This window comes from Micromonospora sp. NPDC007208 (assembly GCF_042869175.1).
Lineage (GTDB): Bacteria > Actinomycetota > Actinomycetes > Mycobacteriales > Micromonosporaceae > Micromonospora > Micromonospora foliorum.
The window spans coordinates 38,294-56,385 of sequence record NZ_JBIAFG010000011.1 but is presented as its reverse complement, the minus strand read 5'-3'; the positions used below and the strand labels follow the sequence as shown (position 1 = coordinate 56,385).

Genomic DNA, 18,092 nt, shown 5'->3' with positions numbered 1-18,092 from the left:
CGGGTTATTGTGCTCTCGTTAGCAGGAGCACCCTGCTCGAAAGGAATGTGGGACGTGGCCAAGCAGATCATTCACAAGCTGGTCGATGACCTGGACGGCGGGGACGCGGACGAGACCGTCAAGTTCGCCCTCGACGGCGTTCAGTACGAGATCGACCTGTCGAGCGCCAACGCCGCGAAATTGCGCGATGCATTTGCGTCGTACGTCGGTGCCGGCACCAAGGTCGGCCGGGGCGGTGTCGTGATCGGTGGGCGGGCTGCCCGCGGTCGCGGTGGCGCGACCGCCGATCGGGAGCAGAACAAGGCGATCCGGGAGTGGGCCAAGAAGGCCGGCAAGGACATCTCGGACCGGGGTCGTATCCCGCAGGAGATCGTGGACGAGTTCCACGCGAAGCGCTGATCCGTCAGCAGTTTGGTGGCCAGCCGCCACCGCAGGCGACACCGACGCCGGGCCGGAGGAGTTCTCCGGGCCGGCGTCGCCGTATCCGGGCGGCGTCGCCGTGTCCGGTTTGAGCCGGCATCGCCGTTTCGGGGCGGCCGTCGCCGGGTCGGTCGGGGCGGCCTCGCTCGGTTGGCCGGGGCGGCGTCGCCGGGCCCGTCCGGGGCGGGAAGCATTCCGGGTCGACCGACGTTGTCCACAACCAGTGGAGCAACTATCCACAGCCTGTGGACAACCTCCCCCAGGGCTGGGCGCGGCGCTCGTCGCGACCCCCGGTCCGCCCTCCCGGAGCCTCCCGGAACGCCTTCGGACCCCGGATCGGGCTTCCGTGGAGCCAGTCGGATTTCGCTCTGCGCGTAGCGACAGGGCTACCGGAACACCTCCTGAGCGCGGACGGTTGTTCAAAACGACGTGGAACCGACCCAGACCAGAGACACACGACCTCAGCTGAGTCGGTCAGCGACGATAGAGTAAGGAGGCACGGACGCCCGTCCTGGACGTTCGTGCACCGGCCCCGCCAAGATCTTGACCATCAAGGCGCACGGCACGTGAGGAGCACGAGGGCATGTTCGAGCGGTTCACCGACCGAGCGCGACGGGTTGTCGTCCTGGCCCAAGAAGAGGCCCGGATGCTCAACCACAACTACATCGGTACGGAACACATCCTGCTGGGCCTGATCCACGAAGGTGAAGGCGTCGCGGCAAAGGCCCTGGAGAGCCTCGGCATCTCCCTGGAGGGCGTCCGCCAGCAGGTCGAGGAGATCATCGGCCAGGGCCAGCAGGCGCCGAGCGGGCACATTCCGTTCACGCCGCGGGCCAAGAAGGTGCTGGAGCTGTCGCTGCGCGAGGCGCTGCAGCTCGGCCACAACTACATCGGCACGGAGCACATCCTGCTCGGGCTGATCCGCGAGGGCGAGGGCGTCGCCGCCCAGGTGCTGGTCAAGCTCGGCGCCGACCTCAACCGGGTCCGCCAGCAGGTGATCCAGCTGCTCTCCGGCTACCAGGGCAAGGAGCCTGCTGCTGCGGGCGCCGCGCCGGGTGAGGCCGCGCCGTCGACCAGCCTGGTGCTGGACCAGTTCGGCCGCAACCTGACTCAGGCCGCCCGCGAGGGCAAGCTCGACCCGGTCATCGGGCGCGAGAAGGAAATCGAGCGGGTCATGCAGGTGCTCTCCCGCCGTACCAAGAACAACCCGGTCCTGATCGGTGAGCCCGGCGTCGGTAAGACCGCCGTGGTGGAGGGCTTGTCCCAGAAGATCATCAAGGGCGAGGTGCCCGAGACCCTCAAGGACAAGCAGCTCTACACGCTCGACCTGGGCGCGCTCGTCGCCGGTTCCCGCTACCGCGGTGACTTCGAGGAGCGCCTCAAGAAGGTGCTCAAGGAGATCCGCACCCGCGGCGACATCATCCTGTTCATCGACGAGATCCACACCCTGGTGGGTGCGGGTGCCGCCGAGGGCGCGATCGACGCCGCGAGCATCCTCAAGCCGATGCTGGCCCGTGGTGAGCTGCAGACCATCGGTGCCACCACGCTCGACGAGTACCGCAAGCACCTGGAGAAGGACGCCGCTCTCGAGCGCCGCTTCCAGCCGATCCAGGTGGGTGAGCCGTCGCTGGCCCACACCATCGAGATCCTCAAGGGCCTGCGTGACCGCTACGAGGCTCACCACCGGGTGAGCATCACCGACGCAGCTCTCGTGGCTGCCGCGACCCTGGCCGACCGGTACATCTCCGACCGCTTCCTTCCGGACAAGGCGATCGACCTGATCGACGAGGCCGGTGCCCGGATGCGGATCCGTCGGATGACCGCGCCGCCAGACCTGCGTGACTTCGACGAGCGCATCGCCCAGGTGCGTCGCGACAAGGAGTCCGCGATCGACGCGCAGGACTTCGAGCGCGCCGCCCAGCTGCGCGACAAGGAGAAGCAGCTCCTGGGCCAGAAGGCTCAGCGGGAGAAGGAGTGGAAGGCCGGTGACCTGGACGTCGTCAGCGAGGTTGACGACGAGCAGATCGCCGAGGTGCTCGGCAACTGGACCGGCATCCCGGTCTACAAGCTGACCGAGGAGGAGACCTCGCGCCTGCTGCGCATGGAGGACGAGCTGCACAAGCGCGTCATCGGCCAGGAGGACGCGGTCAAGGCGGTCTCGAAGGCGATCCGGCGTACCCGGGCCGGCCTGAAGGACCCGAAGCGCCCGTCGGGCTCGTTCATCTTCGCCGGCCCGTCCGGTGTCGGTAAGACCGAGCTGTCCAAGGCGCTCGCCGAGTTCCTCTTCGGCAGCGAGGATGCCCTCATCCAGCTGGACATGTCCGAGTTCCACGACCGTTACACGGTCTCCCGGCTCGTGGGTGCCCCTCCCGGCTACGTCGGCTACGACGAGGGCGGGCAGCTGACCGAGAAGGTGCGGCGTCGGCCGTTCTCGGTGGTCCTCTTCGACGAGATCGAGAAGGCCCACCCGGACGTGTTCAACACGCTCCTGCAGATCCTGGAAGACGGTCGGCTCACCGACGGTCAGGGTCGGATCGTGGACTTCAAGAACACGGTCATCATCCTGACCACCAACCTGGGCACCCGCGACGTCGCCAAGGCGGTGTCGCTGGGCTTCCAGCAGTCGGAGGACTCCGAGTCCAACTACGACCGGATGAAGCAGAAGGTCAACGACGAGCTCAAGCAGCACTTCCGGCCTGAGTTCCTCAACCGGATCGACGACACCATCGTCTTCCACCAGCTGCGCCAGAGCGAGATCCTCTCGATCGTGGACATCATGATCCAGCGGATCGAGGGCCAGCTGCGGAACAAGGACATGGGTCTGGAGCTGACCGACAACGCCAAGAAGTACCTGTCCGCGAAGGGCTTCGACCCGGTGCTGGGTGCCCGTCCGCTTCGTCGCACGATCCAGCGCGACATCGAGGACAACCTCTCCGAGCGGATCCTGTTCAACGAGCTGACCCCCGGTCAGATCGTCGTGGTCGACTGCGAAGGCGACCCGGATGACATCGACAATTCCAAGCTCGTCTTCCGGGGCTCGGACAAGCCGGTTGAAGTTCCGGACGCCGTCCCGGCCGACCTCGGTGGCACCGCCGCTGGCACCGCCGCCGCAGGCGTGGACGAGTAACACAACCAGCAGTGGGCGGGGCCCCGGTGGCGTAAGCCACCGGGGCCCCGGCTTGTTGCGCCACCCCACAGGCCAAAACCCACCGCACCCGCCTCACGTAGCCCGCCCCTGCAAGATCCGCGCAACATCAGGGAAAGTGCTGCCTCCCGGCGTCCGGAGGCAGCACTTTCCCTGATGTTGTGGGGCGTGACGGTGGGCAGGGCGGTGAGCTCAGCGGTGTCCTGCCTCGCTCCCGGTGCAGGCCACCGCCCACAAGATCGCGCAACATCCTGGATGTAGTGCCATCGGCGCGCCCGACACCACTACATCCAGGATCGAGCGCGATCTTGCGGCGGGCGTGCCGGGCGTGCGGCGCGTGCCGACGGTCAGGTGGTGAGGTCGGCGGTTGGGAGGGACGGGCCGTCGCCGACCAGGCGGAAGGAGTCGGTGCCGGCGGGTTCGACAAGCCCGTCCTGCACCAGGCCGGCGAGGGCGCGGGCGCGTTGCACGTCGTCGGTCCAGACCTGGTCCAGCCGCTGGTGTGGGACGGGCCCGGTGCTGTCCCGGAGCACTCCGAGCAGCAGGCCGCGGACCTGTCGGTCGGTGCCCGCGTACCGCTGGGGTCGGCGGGTTGGCCCCGCGGGCGCCTCCTGGCCGGACGCCCGCCAGGCGCAGACCGACTCGACGGGGCAGGCCGTGCAGCGCGGTGACCGGGCGGTGCAGATCACCGCGCCCAGTTCCATGAACGCGGCGCTGGCCAGCGCCGCCGCGGCGGGTTCCGTGGGGAGCAGCTCTTCGGTGGCGACCAGGTCGGCCGGTCGGGTGACCGGTCCGGCGTCCGGTTCGCCGGCCACCGCCCGGCACACGACCCGCCGTACGTTGGTGTCGACGACGGGGTGCCGCTGCCCGTACGCGAAGGCGGCCACCGCCCGCGCCGTGTAGGTGCCGACGCCGGGCAGTGCCAGCAGTTGCTCCAGCCGGTCCGGCACCTGGCCGCCGTGCCGGTCGACGATCGCGACGGCGCACTCGCGTAGCCGGACCGCCCGGCGGGGGTAGCCGAGGCGTCCCCACATCCGGATCGCCTCGGCCGGCGTGTCCGCCGCCAACGCGGCCGGCTCCGGCCAGCGGGCCAGCCATGCCTGCCAGGCCGGCACCACCCGGACCACTGGTGTCTGCTGGAGCATGACCTCGCTGACCAGGATGGCCCACGGGGTGACCCCGGGCTCGCGCCATGGCAGGTCACGGGCGTGCTGCTGGAACCACCGGCTGACCAGGGTGGCGAAGTCGGGTTGAGTCATGGCGTCGTCGATGATGTCACGCCCGGCGTTCCCGTTGGGTGGGCGGCTCGGGCGGGGTGCCACGTCGTCGTTCGGCGGACGGGGGAGAATGCGCGGATGAACGAGCTCGCGATCACCGTCATCGGTCGGGACCGGCCGGGCATCGTGGCCGACGTCGCGGAGGTGCTGGCCGGACTGGGCGCGAACCTCACCGACAGCACGATGACGCGGCTGCGGGGGCATTTCGCGATGACCCTCATCTGCACCGGTCCGGCTGCCGCCGAGGTCGAGGCCGCCCTGGCGCCGCTGGCCGCCGAGGGCCAGCTGCTGGCGACGGTACGCGCGGTCACCCCGGACGGCGATGTACCTCCGGCGGGTGAGCCGTACGTGATGGCGGTGCACGGTTCGGACCGGATGGGGATCGTCGCGGCGATGACGCGGGTGCTGGTGGACGCCGGGGGGAATGTCACCGACCTGAGTACCCGGTTGACCGGTGCGCTCTACGTGGTCCTGGCGGAAGTCGAGTTGCCGGCCGGTGTGGCGGACACTCTGATCGACCGGCTGCACCGGACGGCTGCGGAGCTGGGCGTGGAGGTCACCCTCCGGCCGGCGGACCCGGATCTGTTGTGACGGGCGAGGAGCGTGGGCCGGAGGTCGGCCTGGGGGACTGGACACCGGAGTCGCTGGACGTGCCGGGCGAGGTGCGGCCGGTGGTGTCCGCCCCGCACCCGGTGCTGAGTCGGGCGGCGGACGAGGTCGACCCCACGGCCAAGGAGACGGTCCAACTCGCGGCCGACCTGATAGCCACCATGAAGGTCTCGCCGGGCTGCGTCGGGCTGGCCGCGCCCCAGATCGGGGTGGGCGCTCGGGTCTTCGCCGTCGACGTGACCGGGCACCCGAAGGCGGTGACGGTGCACGGCATCTTCGTGTTGTGCAACGCGCGGGTGGTCGAGGCGACGCGGTGGAAGCCGGGCCGGGAGGGCTGCATGTCGGTGCCGGACCTGACCGGGGACGTGAAGCGGGCCAGCCGGCTGGTGGTGGAGGGTGACCTGCCGGGCAGCGGCGAGCCGGTCCGGCTGGTGACCGACGGCTTCGAGGCTCGGGCGTTGCAGCACGAGATCGACCACTGCGCGGGGCTACTCTTCCTGGACCGGGTGGCCGGTGCGCACGCCGTCTACCAGCGCAAGGTCTACCTGTGATCGGTGAGCCATCTGTCCTCAGTGGAGGGTCGGGCCTACCCCTCGAATCGGTTCCGGCGCGTCGCGCCGCACTGCCGGGTACGGCGCGGCTACGGTGGAGGGCATCATGCGTCTGACGGTCGGCCCCCTGCCACCCGCCGTGTATTGGCGGCGTCGCGCCGTCGTACTCGGAGCGGGGTTTCTGTTCCTGATTGTCCTGCTCTACTCCTGCACCGGTTCGGGTGGTTCCGGCGGTCAGGAGCCGAAGGCGGGAGGTTCGCCGTCGGCGACGTCCGCCGCGACGTCTGGTCCCGGCGGGCCGGTGCTGACACCGCAGACCGGGGGGCCATCATCGTCGGCGTCCGCTGATTCGGGTGCGACGAATCCGAGCCCGGCGATCACCAGCAACACACCGCCGCTGGGCGCGGCCGCCGGTTCGGAGGACGACGGCACCTGCACCAACGCGGAGATCAGCGTGATCTCGTCGGCGAATCCGACCTCGGTGCAGCGGGGCGCGGTGGTCGAGCTGCAACTGAGGATCAAGAACACGTCGGACCGGACGTGCAGTCGCAACGTCGGCGCCGACCTTCAGGAGATCTTCATCAAGTCCGGTGCCGAGAAGGTCTGGTCGTCGGACACGTGCGGCAAGGTCGTGGGCTCGGACGTGCAGACCTTCACGCCGAACTTCGAGCGCTCCTACCAGGTGCCGTGGAACGGGCGCGACACCAGCCGCTGTGACGGTGCACTGGCCGCCGGGCCGTTCGCGCCGGTCGGGTCGTACCAGGTGTTCGCTCGGGTCGGCACGAAGCTCAGCGACCCGGTGAAGCTCACCGTCACCGGCTGAGGCGGGTCAGACGTAGCGTTCCAGGATGGATGCCTCGGCGAGCCGGGACAGCCCCTCACGGACGCCGCGGGCCCGGGCGTCACCGACCCCTTCGACGGCTTGCAGGTCCTCCACGGTCGCTCCGAGCAGACGCTGGAGGCTGCCGAAGTGCAGCACCAGGCGGTCGACCACCGCCACCGGTAGACGGGGCACCTTGGCCAGCAGTCGGAAGCCGCGCGGGCTGACCGCGGCGTCGAGCGCGTCGGACGCGGCCGGGTAGCCGATCGCCTTGGCCACCGACACCAGGTCGATCAGCTCGGTGGCACCGAGCAGGTCCAGCTCGACAAGGGCCTCGTCGAGGGTGCGCGACTTGCGGCCGACGGGGAGGTAGTCCCGGATGACGAGGGTGCGGTCGGCGTCCACGCCGGCCATCAGCTCGTCGAGTTGCAGGGCGAGCAGGCGGCCGTCGGTGCCCAGCTCCACCACGTAACCGGCGATCTCGTCGGCGATCCGGCGAACCATCTCCAGTCGCTGCACCACGGCCACCGCGTCCCGCACGGTGACCAGATCCTCGATCTCCAGGGCGGAGAGCGTGCCGGAGACCTCGTCCAGCCGGAGCTTGTAACGCTCCAGGGTGGCGAGCGCCTGGTTGGCGCGGGAGAGGATGGCCGCCGAGTCGTCGAGCACGTGCCGTTGGCCGTTGACGTAGAGGCTGATGATCCGCATGGACTGGCTGACCGAAATGACCGGGTAGCCGGTCTGGCGGGCCACCCGCTCGGCGGTGCGGTGCCGGGTGCCGGACTCTTCCGTCGGGATGGACGGGTCGGGCATCAGGTGCACGGCCGCCCGGACGATCCTGGTGCCGTCGCTGGAGAGCACGACAGCGCCGTCCATCTTGCACAGCTCGCGCACCCGGGTCGCGGAGAACTCCACGTCCAGTGGGAAGCCGCCGGTGCACAGGCCCTCGACCACCTTGTCGTAGCCGAGCACGATGAGCGCCCCCGTGCGGCCGCGCAGGATGCGCTCCAGGCCGTCGCGCAGGGCGGTGCCCGGGGCCATCAGGGCGAGATTGGCCCGCAGCGGATCTCCGGCGCTGCCGGCGGCTCCCGCGGTCACGCTCACGCTGATCGGGCGGGCGGGCGAGCCCACGGCGCCGGTGCGGGCCTGGGGCGGCGCGCCGGCTGGCTTGGTGGTATCGCGGTCGATCGGCACGGGCACAGTCTACGGACTGCCGTGCGGTGGGTGCTGTCGTGGTTACTGTGATGTGTCACGATGCCGCCCTCTTCAACGTTTCCCGCTTGCGACGTGCTGTCCGGTTTCGCCGCCCTCGTCGGCACGGTGGGTCACTCGGCGGACGCGCGGGCCGCATGGTGCAGGGCCGAACGGACGTCGGTGACCTCGGTCACCTGCATCTGCCCGGGGCCGGCGCCGGTGCTGGCCGGGCCGCAGCCGGGTGGCACCAGGGCCACCTTGAACCCCAGCCGGGCCGCCTCGGCCAGCCGGCGCGGCACCGCCCCGACCCGGCGCACCTCGCCGGTCAGCCCCACCTCACCGATCGCCACCAGGTGTGGCGCGATCGCCAGGTTGAGCCCGCCGGAGGCGACCGCCAGGGCCACCGCCAGGTCGGCGGCCGGCTCGACCACCCGGATCCCGCCGACGGTGGCGGCGAAGACCTCCCTGTCGTGCAGGGTCAGCCGCTCGGTGCGCCGTTGCAGCACCGCGAGCACCATCGCCAGTCGCGCCGAGTCGAGGCCGGAGACGGTGCGTCGGGGAGAGCCCGCCACGGTCGCGCCGATCAGCGCCTGCACCTCGGTGACCAGGGCCCGCCGCCCCTCCATGGCCACTGTCACGCAGGTGCCCGGGACCGGCTCCGCGTAGCGGGTCAGGAACAGCCCGGACGGGTCGGCCAGACTGCTGATGCCGCCCTCGTGCATCTCGAAGCAGCCGACCTCGTCGGCCGCGCCGAACCTGTTCTTCACGCCGCGCACCAGGCGTAGCGACGAGTGCTTGTCGCCCTCGAAGTGCAGCACCACGTCGACCAGGTGCTCCAGCACCCGAGGCCCGGCCACCTGGCCGTCCTTGGTGACGTGCCCGACCAGCACCGTCGCGATGCCCCGCTCCTTGGCGACCGAGACCAGCGCGGCGGTGACCGCGCGGACCTGGGTCACCCCACCGGGCACCCCCTCGGTGCCGCTGGTCGAGATGGTCTGCACCGAGTCGAGCACCAACAGGCCCGGCTTGACCGCGTCGAGGTGACCGAGCACCGAGGCCAGGTCGCTCTCCGCGGCGAGGTAGAGCTGCTCGTGCAGGGTGCCCATCCGCTCGGCGCGCAGGCGCACCTGGCTGACCGACTCTTCGCCACTGACCACCAGCGAGGGGCTGCCGGCGCCGAGCGCCCACTGCTGCGCCACATCCAGCAGGAGGGTCGACTTGCCCACGCCGGGCTCACCGGCGAGCAACACCACGGCACCGGGGACCAGGCCGCCGCCGAGCACCCGGTCGAGCTCGCTCACCCCGGTGGGCACGGCGCGGGCCGGGGCGGCGCTGATGGTGGCGATCGGCCGGGCCGGCTCGCTCGGCATCCGGGAGCTGACCACTCGACCGGCGACGGTCGGGCCGGTCACCGTGCTCTCGACCACCGCGCCCCACTCGCCGCACTCCGGGCAGCGCCCCACCCACTTGGGCGGCTGGTGCCCGCACGCGTCGCACTGGTAGGCCGGACGCGGGTCGCGGGCGGCGGACCGACCACGGGCGGCACCGGCCGTGCCGCCACGCGGAGGAGTCGATCGGGAGGTGGTCACATCAGGACGCTAGCCCTCGCGTACGACGAAAACACCCCGGCGTGGTGGTCACCACGCCGGGGCGTTTGTCGATGTGCGGGTTCGGGTCACTCGTGGGTCGTGCCGCCCTCGTTGCCCTCGTAGCCGCCCTCGCGCTCGATGATCGGCGACGGCGGGACCGCCGGGGTGAGCGGCACCGCGACCGGCGCCTGGCCGGTGACCGTGTTGCCGTTGCCGAAGTCGAAGGTCACGACGACGTTCTGGCCGGAGCGCAGCGCCTCGGTCAGGCCGATCAACCGGAGCTGCGTGGTGGCCTCGGAGTTGAACTGGATGTAGCTCAACGGCGCCAGCTCGATCCGAGCCGGCTGGCCCGGGGCGGAGGGGCTGGCCGAACCGGACGCCCGCGCCGACTCCGGGGCGGACGGGGTGGCCGAGGACGAGCCGGTCTCGGACGGCGTCACCGACGGGCTCGGCGAACCGGACGTCGAGTTGGACGGGCTGGCCGAGCCGGAAGTCGACGGGCTCGCCGAACCGGACGGAGACGGGCTCAGGGAGGCGGACTCCGAGGCGGACGGCGACGGGCTCGCCGAGCCGCCGCTGATCACCACCTCGCGGGCGCTCTCGGTGGTGACGGTGACCGTCACCGTCTCCTTGGAGTCGTTGTAGATCACGGCGCCGAGCCCGGCGTCCTGGCCGGCCTTGTAACCCTCGGTGCCCGGGAAGTCCACGAGCAGGCCTCGCACCGAGAAGGAACCGTTGTTGGTCGTGAGGCTGACGCCCTGGACCGACGGCTCCTTCAACGCGGTCTCGGCGATCTGACCGGTGCCGCATCCGGAAGCCAGCAGGCTGGCCGCCGCAATCCCGGACAGCAACAGGGCCGCCCGCCGGGATCCCCTGATCGAGCGCGTCACGTCGGTCCTCCTCGTCACAATCCCCACCCGGGCCGTACGCCGGGCACGGTGGCCATACCCGCGCAGACCGCGCTCCAGGGTAGTTGGGGCTGATCGAGGCCCGCACGCGGACCCGGCAATGCCACCTGCCCGGGTGGCGTTCACACCACCCGACCGCTCGCCACCAGCAGAACCACGTCGATGAGGGCCACCAGCATCACCGCCCGGAACGCCGCCACCGGCCGCCGGCCGGCCCGGGTCGCCGAGCGTCCGGCGTACCAGCTCAGTGGTGGCACCACGGCGGCCGTGCCGACCGCCGCCCAGCCGACCACCGACGGCGGTCCGGGTGGTCCGAGGACCAGGGTCGCGGTCGCCGCCAGGAGGAGACCCGCCGCGGCCACCCGGCTGCCGGCGGCGCCCAGCCTGTGGGGCAGGCCGCGCACGCCGGTGCGGGCGTCGTCGGCCAGGTCGGGCAGGACGTTGGCGAAGTGCGCGCCGGCGCCCAGGCAGGCCGCCGCCGTCACCAGCCAGACGGGTGGGGCCGGCTGGCCGGGCAGTGCCAGCACCACGAAGGCGGGCAGCGCGCCGAACGACACGGCGTAGGGCAGCACCGAGAACGCGGTGGCCTTGAGCGGCCAGTCGTAGAGCAGGGCGGAGACCAGGGCGAGCGTCAGCCAGAACGCCGCCGTCGGGTTCGTGGTCAGCGCCAGCAGCGGGCAGGCCACCGCGGCCGCCGCGGCGGCCCAGGCCGTGGCGCGCCGACCGACCGCGCCACTGGCGACCGGTTTGTCGGTACGCCCCACAGTGGCGTCTCGCTCGGCGTCCAGCGCGTCGTTGGTCCAGCCGACGGCGAGCTGGCTGGCCAGCACGGCGAGCACCACCGAGACGATTCCGGCCGGCCGGTGGCCCACTCCCCACGCCAGCAGACCGGCCACCGTGGTCACCGCCGCGGCCGGTTCCGGATGGCTCGCTCTGACCAGCCCTAACACCCTCGACGACATAAGGGAAGTCTGGTCGTTACCGAGCAGTCGTGCCACGCTCGGTTCCATGCGAGACGTGGCTGCGGCCGGGGCTTCCACCGGTCCGAGGGTGCTGCCGCGAAACGATCCGCGTCAGTACGACGATCTGGCCGGTGAGTGGTGGCGGCCGGATGGTGCGTTCGCGATGCTGCACTGGCTGGCGGAGGCCCGCGCGGCGATGGTGCCGCCGGCCACCCGGCCGGGCGCGCTGCTCGTCGATCTGGGCTGTGGCGCCGGCCTGCTCGCGCCGCACCTGGCCGGCAAGGGCTACCGCCACGTCGGGGTGGATCTGACCCGCTCGGCTCTTGTCCAGGCGGCCGAGCACGGGGTGCGGGTGGTCCAGGGTGACGCCACCGCGGTCCCGCTGCCCGACGGCTGCGCCGACGTGGTCTCCGCGGGCGAGTTGCTGGAGCACGTGCCAGCCTGGCCGCGCGCGGTCGCCGAGGCGTGTCGGTTGCTACGCCCCGGTGGCGTGCTGGTGCTTGACACCCTGAACGACACGGCGCTGGCCCGGCTCGTCGCGGTCCGGATCGCCGAGCGGCTGCCGACGGTGCCCCGCGGCATCCATGATCCACGGTTGTTCGTGGACGCGCGGGCGCTGGTGGCCGAGTGTGCCCGGCACGGTGTCGACCTGCGCCTGCGCGGCATTCGTCCGCAGGTCGGCGGCATGCTCGCCTGGCTGCTGCGCCGCGCCCGCGCGGCCGGAACGCCCGGTGCGGAGCCCGCCGGCCGCCCGCCGCGCATCGTGCCGACCCGGTCCACCGCCGTGCTCTACCAGGGCCGGGGGGTCCGCAAAGGATAGTCAGGCCGTGGCGGGGTATGGAACGCCAAGGAGGGGACGAGATGACGGTGCACGCGCTTGAGGCAGCACGCCGGTTGGCACCGCGGTTCGCCGCGCGGGCGGCCGAACACGACCGGGACGGTTCCTTCCCCGTGGACGACTTCGCCGACCTGCGCGAGGCTGGCCTGTTCGGGCTGATGGTGCCCCGGGCACTCGGCGGCCTGGGAGCCACCTTCGCCGAGTACGCCGCGGTGGCCACTGAGCTTGCCCGGGGCAACGGTGCGACCGCCCTGGTGTTCAACATGCACGCCTCGGTGACCGGAGCGCTGGGCGCGGTCACCGAGGAGTTGGCCGAGGCGCTGGGCGTACCGGACGAGGCCTTGGTCGCCCGCGACCGGCTGCTCAGCGCGGCGGCGCAGGGCTCCTGGTACGCGGTCGCGATGAGCGAGCGTGGCGCGGGCGCGCGACTGTCCCAGCTGACCACGGCGTACGAGCCGGTCGACGGGGGCTGGCACCTCAAGGGCAGCAAGACCTTCTGCTCCGGCGCCGGGCACGCGGACGGCTATCTGGTGGCGGCGCGTAGCGCGGCGGACCAGTCGGTGGTCTCACAGTTCCTGGTGCCGGCCGGCGACGGGTTGACCGTGGAGCCGACCTGGGACTCGCTCGGTATGCGCGCCACCTCCTCCCACGACCTGCACCTGGACGTCACAGTGCCCGCCGACCGGCTGCTCGGTGGCGTGGAGGGGCTGGCGCTGGTGGTCGCCCAGCTGATGCCGCACTGGCTGGTGGCCAGCTACGCGGCCGTCTACGTGGGGGTCGCCCGTGCGGCGATCGACGCCGCGGCCGGGCACCTCAACGCCCGCAACCTGGCCGGTCTGCCGGCGGTGCGGGCCCGGCTGGGTCGGGCGGACGCGGCGACGGCCGCCGCGCAGCTGGTGGTGGCCGAGGCGGCCCGCCGGGTGGACGAGGCGCCCGGTGACGAGGAGACCAACCGCTGGGTGTGGCGGGCGAAGTTGCTCGCCGGCACGACGGCCGCCGAGGTGGCGGCGTCGGTGCTGGAGGCGGCGGGCACCTCGGCGACCCGCCGTGGCCATCCGCTGGAGCGGCTCTACCGCGACGCCCGCTGCGGCTCACTGCACCCGGCCACGTCGGATGTCTGCGCCGACTGGCTCGGCATCGCCGCGCTGGGCGGCGACCCGGATCGTGACGGATCGGCACCGCGTTGGTGAGCCCGCCGCACCGGGCTCGCACGAAAGAACGACCAGCCGAGGTGGCTGGTGGGACGGCCAGGGGGAGGACAGCATCTGACGAGAGGTGGGGATCGTGTTCGTACCAGTGATCGCGGGGCTCGGGACAGCGCAGCCGCCGTCCGCTTCGCAGGACGAGTTGTGGGAGGGCTTCTTCTCCCGGCACTTCTCCGGCACCACCCGGTCGTTGGCCCAGCGAATCTTCGCCAACTCGGGGGTGACCCGGCGGCAGGCCGCGGTCAACCCGTTGCTGGAGGACGTCTCGGACTGGCCGACCGAGCGCCGGATGCGCCGCTACCAGGTGGAGGCGCTGCCGCTGGGCAAGGAGGCGGTGGGTCGCGCGTTGACCGCGGCCGGGCTGAGCGCCGGTGACATCGGGCTGTTCATCGTCTGCTCCTGCACCGGGTACGCCACCCCGGGGCTGGACATCCTGCTCGCCCGGGACCTGGGCATGGCCGCGGACACACAGCGGATGTTCATCGGCCACATGGGCTGTTACGCGGCGTTGCCGGGGCTCGGTGCGGCGAGTGACTTCGTCACCGCCCGGGGGCGTCCGGCGCTGCTGCTCTGCGCGGAGCTGACCAGCCTGCACATCCAGCCGTCCAGCGCCCGGGTGGACACCCAGCAGATCGTCTCCCACGCGCTCTTCTCGGACGCCGCGGTCGCCGCCGTGGTCGCGCCGGGCGGCCGGGGGTACGCGGTACGCGAGGTCACCGCCGTCACCGACACCTCGACCGCCGACCACATGACCTGGGACGTCACCGACGCGGGGTTCCGGATGGGGTTGTCGCCGAAGGTGCCGCAGGTGCTGTCGAGGCACGTCCGCGGGCTGGTCGACGACCTGTTGGCGCGGCACGGCGTGACCAGCTCCGAGGTGGACGGTTGGGCGGTGCACCCGGGCGGGCCGCGGATCCTCAACGTGGTCGAGCGGGAGTTGGCGCTGCCCCCGCTGGGGCTGGCGGCGTCCCGGGCGACGCTTGACGAGCACGGCAACTGCTCGTCGCCCACCGTGCTGCTGATCCTGGACCGGTTGGGCCGGGCGACACCGGCGGCTCGGCGCATCGTCATGCTGGCCTTCGGCCCCGGCCTCACCCTGTACGCCGCCCTGCTGGATCGACAGGACTGAACCTCCGGCCGGTACGCTCGGGGGGTGGACGCGACCTCGGACGACCGGCTGCGCTCGATGGTGCTGTGTGGTGCCGCGGTGGCCGTCCTGGTCGTCGGCGCCGGGTGGTGGCGTGCCGCCGCGCCCGCGTCGACGGCCGGGACGGCTGTCCCTTCGGCGGCGGCGGTGCCATCGGTCGGACCGAGCGTCAGCACCCCAATTGAACGTTTTATCCTGCCGGAGGAGCCCGACGAGCGGGTGACGGTGCGGATGGACCCCAACACCGGCGAGGTCCTCCGGGTGCGCACCGGCTCGCGGGTGGTGATCGACCCGGCGACGGGCTCGATCACCGACATCGAGGGCGATCCCGCCGTGCTCTTTCCCTCGGGTGACCTGCCGGTGTTTAAGGAGACGATCTGGCGGGAGGAGCGGGAGCTCGCTCGCGGTCAGGGGCTGACCCGGCAGGCCGGCGACGACGGCGCCCGCTACCTGCTCCAGTACCGGTGCACCCGACCCGGCACGATGGCGGTGACGAGCACCGGGGCCGAGATCGTCGGCCAGCCCCGCATCGACTGCGACGGCACGGTCGCCAATGCCGAGGTGCTGCCCGGTAGCGGGCCGTTCCGGGTGTCCCTGTCGGCCGTCGACCGGCCCATCGACATCCAGGCGCAGCTGGTCGCGCTGCCCCGGTAGTCGTGCCGGGTCAGGCGGCCAGGGCGCTCAGGTCGTTCCGGTAGGACTCGACCGTGCCCAGCTCGGGCAGCACCCGGGTCACCGTGCCGGTCCGGTCGACCAGCAGGGCGGCCGCGGTGCCGGGGCGGGCCGGTTGACCGAGGAACGAGCGGAGCCCTCCGGCGGGGTCGGCCAGGGCGCGAGCCCTCCGCCCGGTGGTGGGCCCGGCCGGGGCCGTCCGCCCTCCGGTGACGGTGACCACGGAGACGCCGGCGGGGGCGGCCGCCAGGGCGTCGGTGACCCGGTCCGGGCAGGGGCAGCCGTCCAGCAGAATGATCATGGCGGGTAGCAGGCCGCGCAGGGGTACGGGCGCGTCGTCCGCGTCGACCAGGTCCAGTGCGGGCAGCGCCCGACCGACGAGGGTCGCGGGCGGCGCGTAGGGGGCCGGGGTCGGCCGGTCGGTGCCACGGTTGGCGCGGGGCCAGGTGACGACCAGCAGACCGGCCAGCGTGGTGAGGACCGCCACCAGCAGGACCAGCAGCGGTAGGGCCAGGGCCCGGTGACCGCCCGGGAGGCCGCTGGCCCGGCGCAGCTCACGGCGGACCTGGGCGGCCTCGGCGGCCAGCGCGGAGGCGTCGTCGGGAACCACCACGCGGCCCCATTCGGGCGGCAGGCCGGGCAGGCCGTCGGCTGGCCCGTGACCCTCTGCGTCCGGCTTGCCCATCGGACCTCCTGGAAGCGTCTCGAGAGCGGAGTGCGGCTCGGTCTCCAGGGTCGCGCACCGGGGGCTCCTCCCGCTACATCTGGGCGCGGTCCTGCTGGCCGGGCTACCATGGGAGGAGCGCATAGCCCTTGATCTCGACGTTCTGTTCACCCGTACCGGGCAGTCATTTGTGCGTTACGGAGCGTGTTCGAACCATCGGTTTGACCGCCTGTCAAGCTGAAGCAAGACCTCTCACAGGGCCCCTGAGCTGCGCCAACGGTCAGGACATCGGTGAGACATCGGTGCCTGAGCGTGTTACCCTAGACACAGCGAAAGGGGTTTCGAACCTATGGTTTTCAGTGTCGGCGAGACCGTTGTTTACCCCCACCACGGGGCCGCACTCATCGAGGCAATCGAGACTCGGGTCATCAAGGGCGAGCCTAAGCAATACCTCGTCCTGAGGGTCGCGCAGGGTGACCTGACGGTCCGGGTGCCGGCCGAGAACGCCGAGATCGTGGGCGTCCGTGAGGTGGTCGGCGAAGAAGGCCTCGGTAAGGTCTTCGACGTTCTGCGGGCTCCGCACACCGAGGAGCCGACCAACTGGTCGCGGCGTTACAAGGCCAATCTGGAAAAGCTGGCTTCCGGCAACCCGCTGAAGGTCGCCGAGGTCGTGCGTGACCTGTGGCGCCGGGAGCGGGAGCGGGGCCTCTCTGCGGGCGAGAAGCGGATGCTCGCCAAGGCCCGTGACATTCTCGTCGGCGAGGTCGCGCTGGCCGAGAAGAGCACCAAGGATGAGGCGGAGACGCTGCTCGACAAGGTCCTCACCGAGGCCTAGTCCGCACAGCATCGTCGTACCCACTCCGTAGTGATGAAACCACCGAGGACCGCGACGTGACCGCGCAGCTCAATCCGCGCGGTGACGTCGCGGTCCTCGTGCCTGCGGCGGGTGCCGGTGTACGGCTCGGCCCCGGCCGACCCAAGGCGCTGCGCCTGCTCGCCGGTGAGCCGCTGTTGGTGCACGCCGTGCGTCGCCTGGCCGCCGCGCCCTCGGTACACACCATCGTGGTGGCCGCGCCGGCCGCCGAGGTGCAGGCCGTCCGCGAGTTGTTGGCCCCGGTCGCACCGGTGATCGTGGTGCCCGGCGGTGCGGAACGACAGGCGTCGGTGGCCGCCGCGCTGGCCGCGGTGCCCGCCGGCCCGACGATCGTCCTGGTGCACGATGCCGCCCGCGCGCTCACCCCGCCTGATCTGGTCGAATCCGTCGCGGCGGCGGTCCGCGGCGGGCGTGACGCGGTGATCCCGGTCCTGCCGGTCGTCGACACGATCAAGGAAGTCGGTGCCGACGAGGTGGTGCTCGGCACCGTCGACCGGTCCGCCCTGCGCGCGGTGCAGACCCCGCAGGGTTTCCGTCGGGCCGTGCTCAGTGCCGCACACGCCGCAGCCGGTGACTCTCTCACCGACGACGCCGGGCTGGTCGAGAAGCAGGGCGTCGCGGTGAGTTGCGTGCCCGGCTCGGAGTACGCCCTGAAGATCACCCGACCGTTCGACCTGGCCCTGGCCGAGCACCTGCTTGCCGCGGCCGGTTGACGCGTACCCTCTGATCATGATCGTTCCCCGGGTGGCCATCGGCACCGACGTGCACGCGTTCGAGCCGGGCCGGCCCTGCTGGGTGGCCGGGCTGCTCTGGCCCGACCAGGACGGTCTCGCCGGGCACTCGGACGCCGACGTGGCCGCGCACGCCGCCTGCAACGCGCTGCTCTCCGCCGCCGGGCTCGGTGATCTGGGCTCCGCCTTCGGGGTGGGCCAGCCGGAGTGGGCCGGCGCGTCCGGGGTGGCGCTGCTGACCGAGACGGCCCGCCGGGTGCGGGCCGCCGGCCTGGAGATCGGCAACGTGTCCGTGCAGGTCATCGGCAACCGCCCCAAGATCGGCCGGCGCCGCGCGGAGGCTCAGGAGGTCCTCTCTGCCGCTGTCGGCGCCCCGGTCACCGTCTCGGCGGCGACCACCGACGGGCTCGGCTTCGCCGGCCGTGAGGAAGGCTTGGCCGGGGTCGCGGTGGCCCTGGTGTACGACGCGCCGGCCGCCTAAGCTCG

The 18,092-nt window shown here is 71.9% G+C and carries 18 protein-coding genes; 12 read left to right on the top strand and 6 right to left on the bottom strand.

The features are described 5' to 3' along the window. Positions 1-54 precede the first annotated feature (54 nt). Together ACFYL6_RS21455 and ACFYL6_RS21450 are read left to right on the top strand one after the other, a co-directional pair. Positions 55-399 (top strand): Lsr2 family protein, encoded by a 345-nt coding sequence (locus ACFYL6_RS21455; RefSeq protein WP_036392792.1) that lies wholly within the window; start codon positions 55-57, stop codon positions 397-399. A gap of 604 nt (positions 400-1,003) precedes the next feature. Then, positions 1,004-3,547 carry an ATP-dependent Clp protease ATP-binding subunit gene (locus ACFYL6_RS21450; protein WP_238660073.1) on the top strand — a complete coding sequence of 848 codons (2,544 nt, stop codon included), beginning with the start codon at positions 1,004-1,006 and terminating at the stop codon, positions 3,545-3,547. A 365-nt stretch (positions 3,548-3,912) separates the two neighbouring features. On the opposite strand, the gene ACFYL6_RS21445 is transcribed toward ACFYL6_RS21450, so the two are convergent. Next, a complete protein-coding gene (locus ACFYL6_RS21445; RefSeq protein ID WP_387173576.1) occupies positions 3,913-4,824 on the bottom strand; it encodes an A/G-specific adenine glycosylase in 912 nt (303 codons plus the stop codon). 96 nt (positions 4,825-4,920) lie between these two features. Here ACFYL6_RS21445 and ACFYL6_RS21440 point away from each other — a divergent pair, with 96 nt between their 5' ends. From ACFYL6_RS21440 to ACFYL6_RS21430, 3 genes are all read left to right on the top strand, one after another. After that, positions 4,921-5,433, top strand: a complete 513-nt coding sequence (locus ACFYL6_RS21440; protein ID WP_387173574.1) for a glycine cleavage system protein R — start codon at positions 4,921-4,923, stop codon at positions 5,431-5,433. Continuing rightward, on the top strand, positions 5,430-6,002 hold the full coding sequence (locus ACFYL6_RS21435; protein WP_387173572.1) for a peptide deformylase: 573 nt from the start codon (positions 5,430-5,432) through the stop codon (positions 6,000-6,002). Before ACFYL6_RS21440 ends, ACFYL6_RS21435 begins: the two co-directional genes overlap by 4 nt. A 106-nt stretch (positions 6,003-6,108) precedes the next feature. Further along, positions 6,109-6,825, top strand: a complete 717-nt coding sequence (locus tag ACFYL6_RS21430) for a hypothetical protein (protein ID WP_387173570.1) — start codon at positions 6,109-6,111, stop codon at positions 6,823-6,825. 6 nt (positions 6,826-6,831) lie between these two features. On the opposite strand, the gene disA is transcribed toward ACFYL6_RS21430, so the two are convergent. The 4 genes from disA to ACFYL6_RS21410 all read right to left on the bottom strand — a co-directional run bounded on the left by disA (position 6,832) and on the right by ACFYL6_RS21410 (position 11,475). Then, complete coding sequence (gene disA, locus ACFYL6_RS21425; protein ID WP_030327921.1) at positions 6,832-8,016, bottom strand: DNA integrity scanning diadenylate cyclase DisA; 1,185 nt, start codon at positions 8,014-8,016, stop codon at positions 6,832-6,834. Positions 8,017-8,147: 131 nt separating this feature from the next. After that, complete coding sequence (gene radA / locus ACFYL6_RS21420; protein WP_387173568.1) at positions 8,148-9,605, bottom strand: DNA repair protein RadA; 1,458 nt, start codon at positions 9,603-9,605, stop codon at positions 8,148-8,150. 86 nt (positions 9,606-9,691) lie between these two features. Beyond that, entirely contained in the window at positions 9,692-10,495 is an 804-nt protein-coding gene (locus ACFYL6_RS21415) for a hypothetical protein (RefSeq protein ID WP_387173566.1), read from the bottom strand. A gap of 140 nt (positions 10,496-10,635) precedes the next feature. Continuing rightward, entirely contained in the window at positions 10,636-11,475 is an 840-nt protein-coding gene (locus ACFYL6_RS21410) for a UbiA family prenyltransferase (protein ID WP_387173564.1), read from the bottom strand. A 46-nt stretch (positions 11,476-11,521) separates the two neighbouring features. On the opposite strand from ACFYL6_RS21410, the gene ACFYL6_RS21405 reads away from it, so the two are divergent. The 4 genes from ACFYL6_RS21405 to ACFYL6_RS21390 all read left to right on the top strand — a co-directional run bounded on the left by ACFYL6_RS21405 (position 11,522) and on the right by ACFYL6_RS21390 (position 15,319). Further along, positions 11,522-12,295 (top strand): class I SAM-dependent methyltransferase, encoded by a 774-nt coding sequence (locus ACFYL6_RS21405; RefSeq protein ID WP_387173562.1) that lies wholly within the window; start codon positions 11,522-11,524, stop codon positions 12,293-12,295. Between the two features lie 41 nt (positions 12,296-12,336). After that, positions 12,337-13,503: an acyl-CoA dehydrogenase family protein gene (locus ACFYL6_RS21400; protein WP_387173560.1), complete on the top strand. Its 1,167-nt coding sequence runs from the start codon at positions 12,337-12,339 to the stop codon at positions 13,501-13,503. 85 nt (positions 13,504-13,588) lie between these two features. Continuing rightward, positions 13,589-14,647, top strand: coding sequence for a type III polyketide synthase (locus ACFYL6_RS21395; protein WP_387173557.1), 1,059 nt, complete (start codon positions 13,589-13,591; stop codon positions 14,645-14,647). A gap of 24 nt (positions 14,648-14,671) precedes the next feature. Next, positions 14,672-15,319: a hypothetical protein gene (locus tag ACFYL6_RS21390; protein WP_387173555.1), complete on the top strand. Its 648-nt coding sequence runs from the start codon at positions 14,672-14,674 to the stop codon at positions 15,317-15,319. A gap of 10 nt (positions 15,320-15,329) precedes the next feature. Here ACFYL6_RS21390 and ACFYL6_RS21385 read toward each other — a convergent pair whose 3' ends face one another. After that, the gene (locus ACFYL6_RS21385; protein ID WP_387173553.1) at positions 15,330-16,022 is read right to left on the bottom strand and encodes a hypothetical protein; all 693 of its coding nucleotides are present in this window, start codon (positions 16,020-16,022) and stop codon (positions 15,330-15,332) included. A gap of 328 nt (positions 16,023-16,350) precedes the next feature. On the opposite strand from ACFYL6_RS21385, the gene ACFYL6_RS21380 reads away from it, so the two are divergent. Genes ACFYL6_RS21380 through ispF form a run of 3 tightly spaced genes read left to right on the top strand, consistent with a single transcriptional unit; the run spans position 16,351 to position 18,087 of the window. Further along, the gene (locus ACFYL6_RS21380; RefSeq protein ID WP_007073334.1) at positions 16,351-16,836 is read left to right on the top strand and encodes a CarD family transcriptional regulator; all 486 of its coding nucleotides are present in this window, start codon (positions 16,351-16,353) and stop codon (positions 16,834-16,836) included. A gap of 56 nt (positions 16,837-16,892) precedes the next feature. Next, positions 16,893-17,588: a 2-C-methyl-D-erythritol 4-phosphate cytidylyltransferase gene (gene ispD / locus ACFYL6_RS21375; RefSeq protein ID WP_387173552.1), complete on the top strand. Its 696-nt coding sequence runs from the start codon at positions 16,893-16,895 to the stop codon at positions 17,586-17,588. Positions 17,589-17,601: 13 nt separating this feature from the next. After that, the gene (gene ispF, locus ACFYL6_RS21370) at positions 17,602-18,087 is read left to right on the top strand and encodes a 2-C-methyl-D-erythritol 2,4-cyclodiphosphate synthase (RefSeq protein ID WP_196924679.1); all 486 of its coding nucleotides are present in this window, start codon (positions 17,602-17,604) and stop codon (positions 18,085-18,087) included. Positions 18,088-18,092: the final 5 nt, after the last annotated feature.

Coding starts and splice junctions, on each gene's coding strand:
- ACFYL6_RS21430 (WP_387173570.1), top strand. CDS start 6,109: ATGCGTCTGACGGTCGGCCCCCTGCCACCCGCCGTGTATTGGCGGCGT.
- ACFYL6_RS21400 (WP_387173560.1), top strand. CDS start 12,337: ATGACGGTGCACGCGCTTGAGGCAGCACGCCGGTTGGCACCGCGGTTC.
- ACFYL6_RS21380 (WP_007073334.1), top strand. CDS start 16,351: ATGGTTTTCAGTGTCGGCGAGACCGTTGTTTACCCCCACCACGGGGCC.
- ACFYL6_RS21410 (WP_387173564.1), bottom strand. CDS start 11,475: ATGTCGTCGAGGGTGTTAGGGCTGGTCAGAGCGAGCCATCCGGAACCG.
- ACFYL6_RS21450 (WP_238660073.1), top strand. CDS start 1,004: ATGTTCGAGCGGTTCACCGACCGAGCGCGACGGGTTGTCGTCCTGGCC.
- ACFYL6_RS21385 (WP_387173553.1), bottom strand. CDS start 16,022: ATGGGCAAGCCGGACGCAGAGGGTCACGGGCCAGCCGACGGCCTGCCC.
- ACFYL6_RS21445 (WP_387173576.1), bottom strand. CDS start 4,824: ATGACTCAACCCGACTTCGCCACCCTGGTCAGCCGGTGGTTCCAGCAG.
- ACFYL6_RS21405 (WP_387173562.1), top strand. CDS start 11,522: ATGCGAGACGTGGCTGCGGCCGGGGCTTCCACCGGTCCGAGGGTGCTG.
- ACFYL6_RS21440 (WP_387173574.1), top strand. CDS start 4,921: ATGAACGAGCTCGCGATCACCGTCATCGGTCGGGACCGGCCGGGCATC.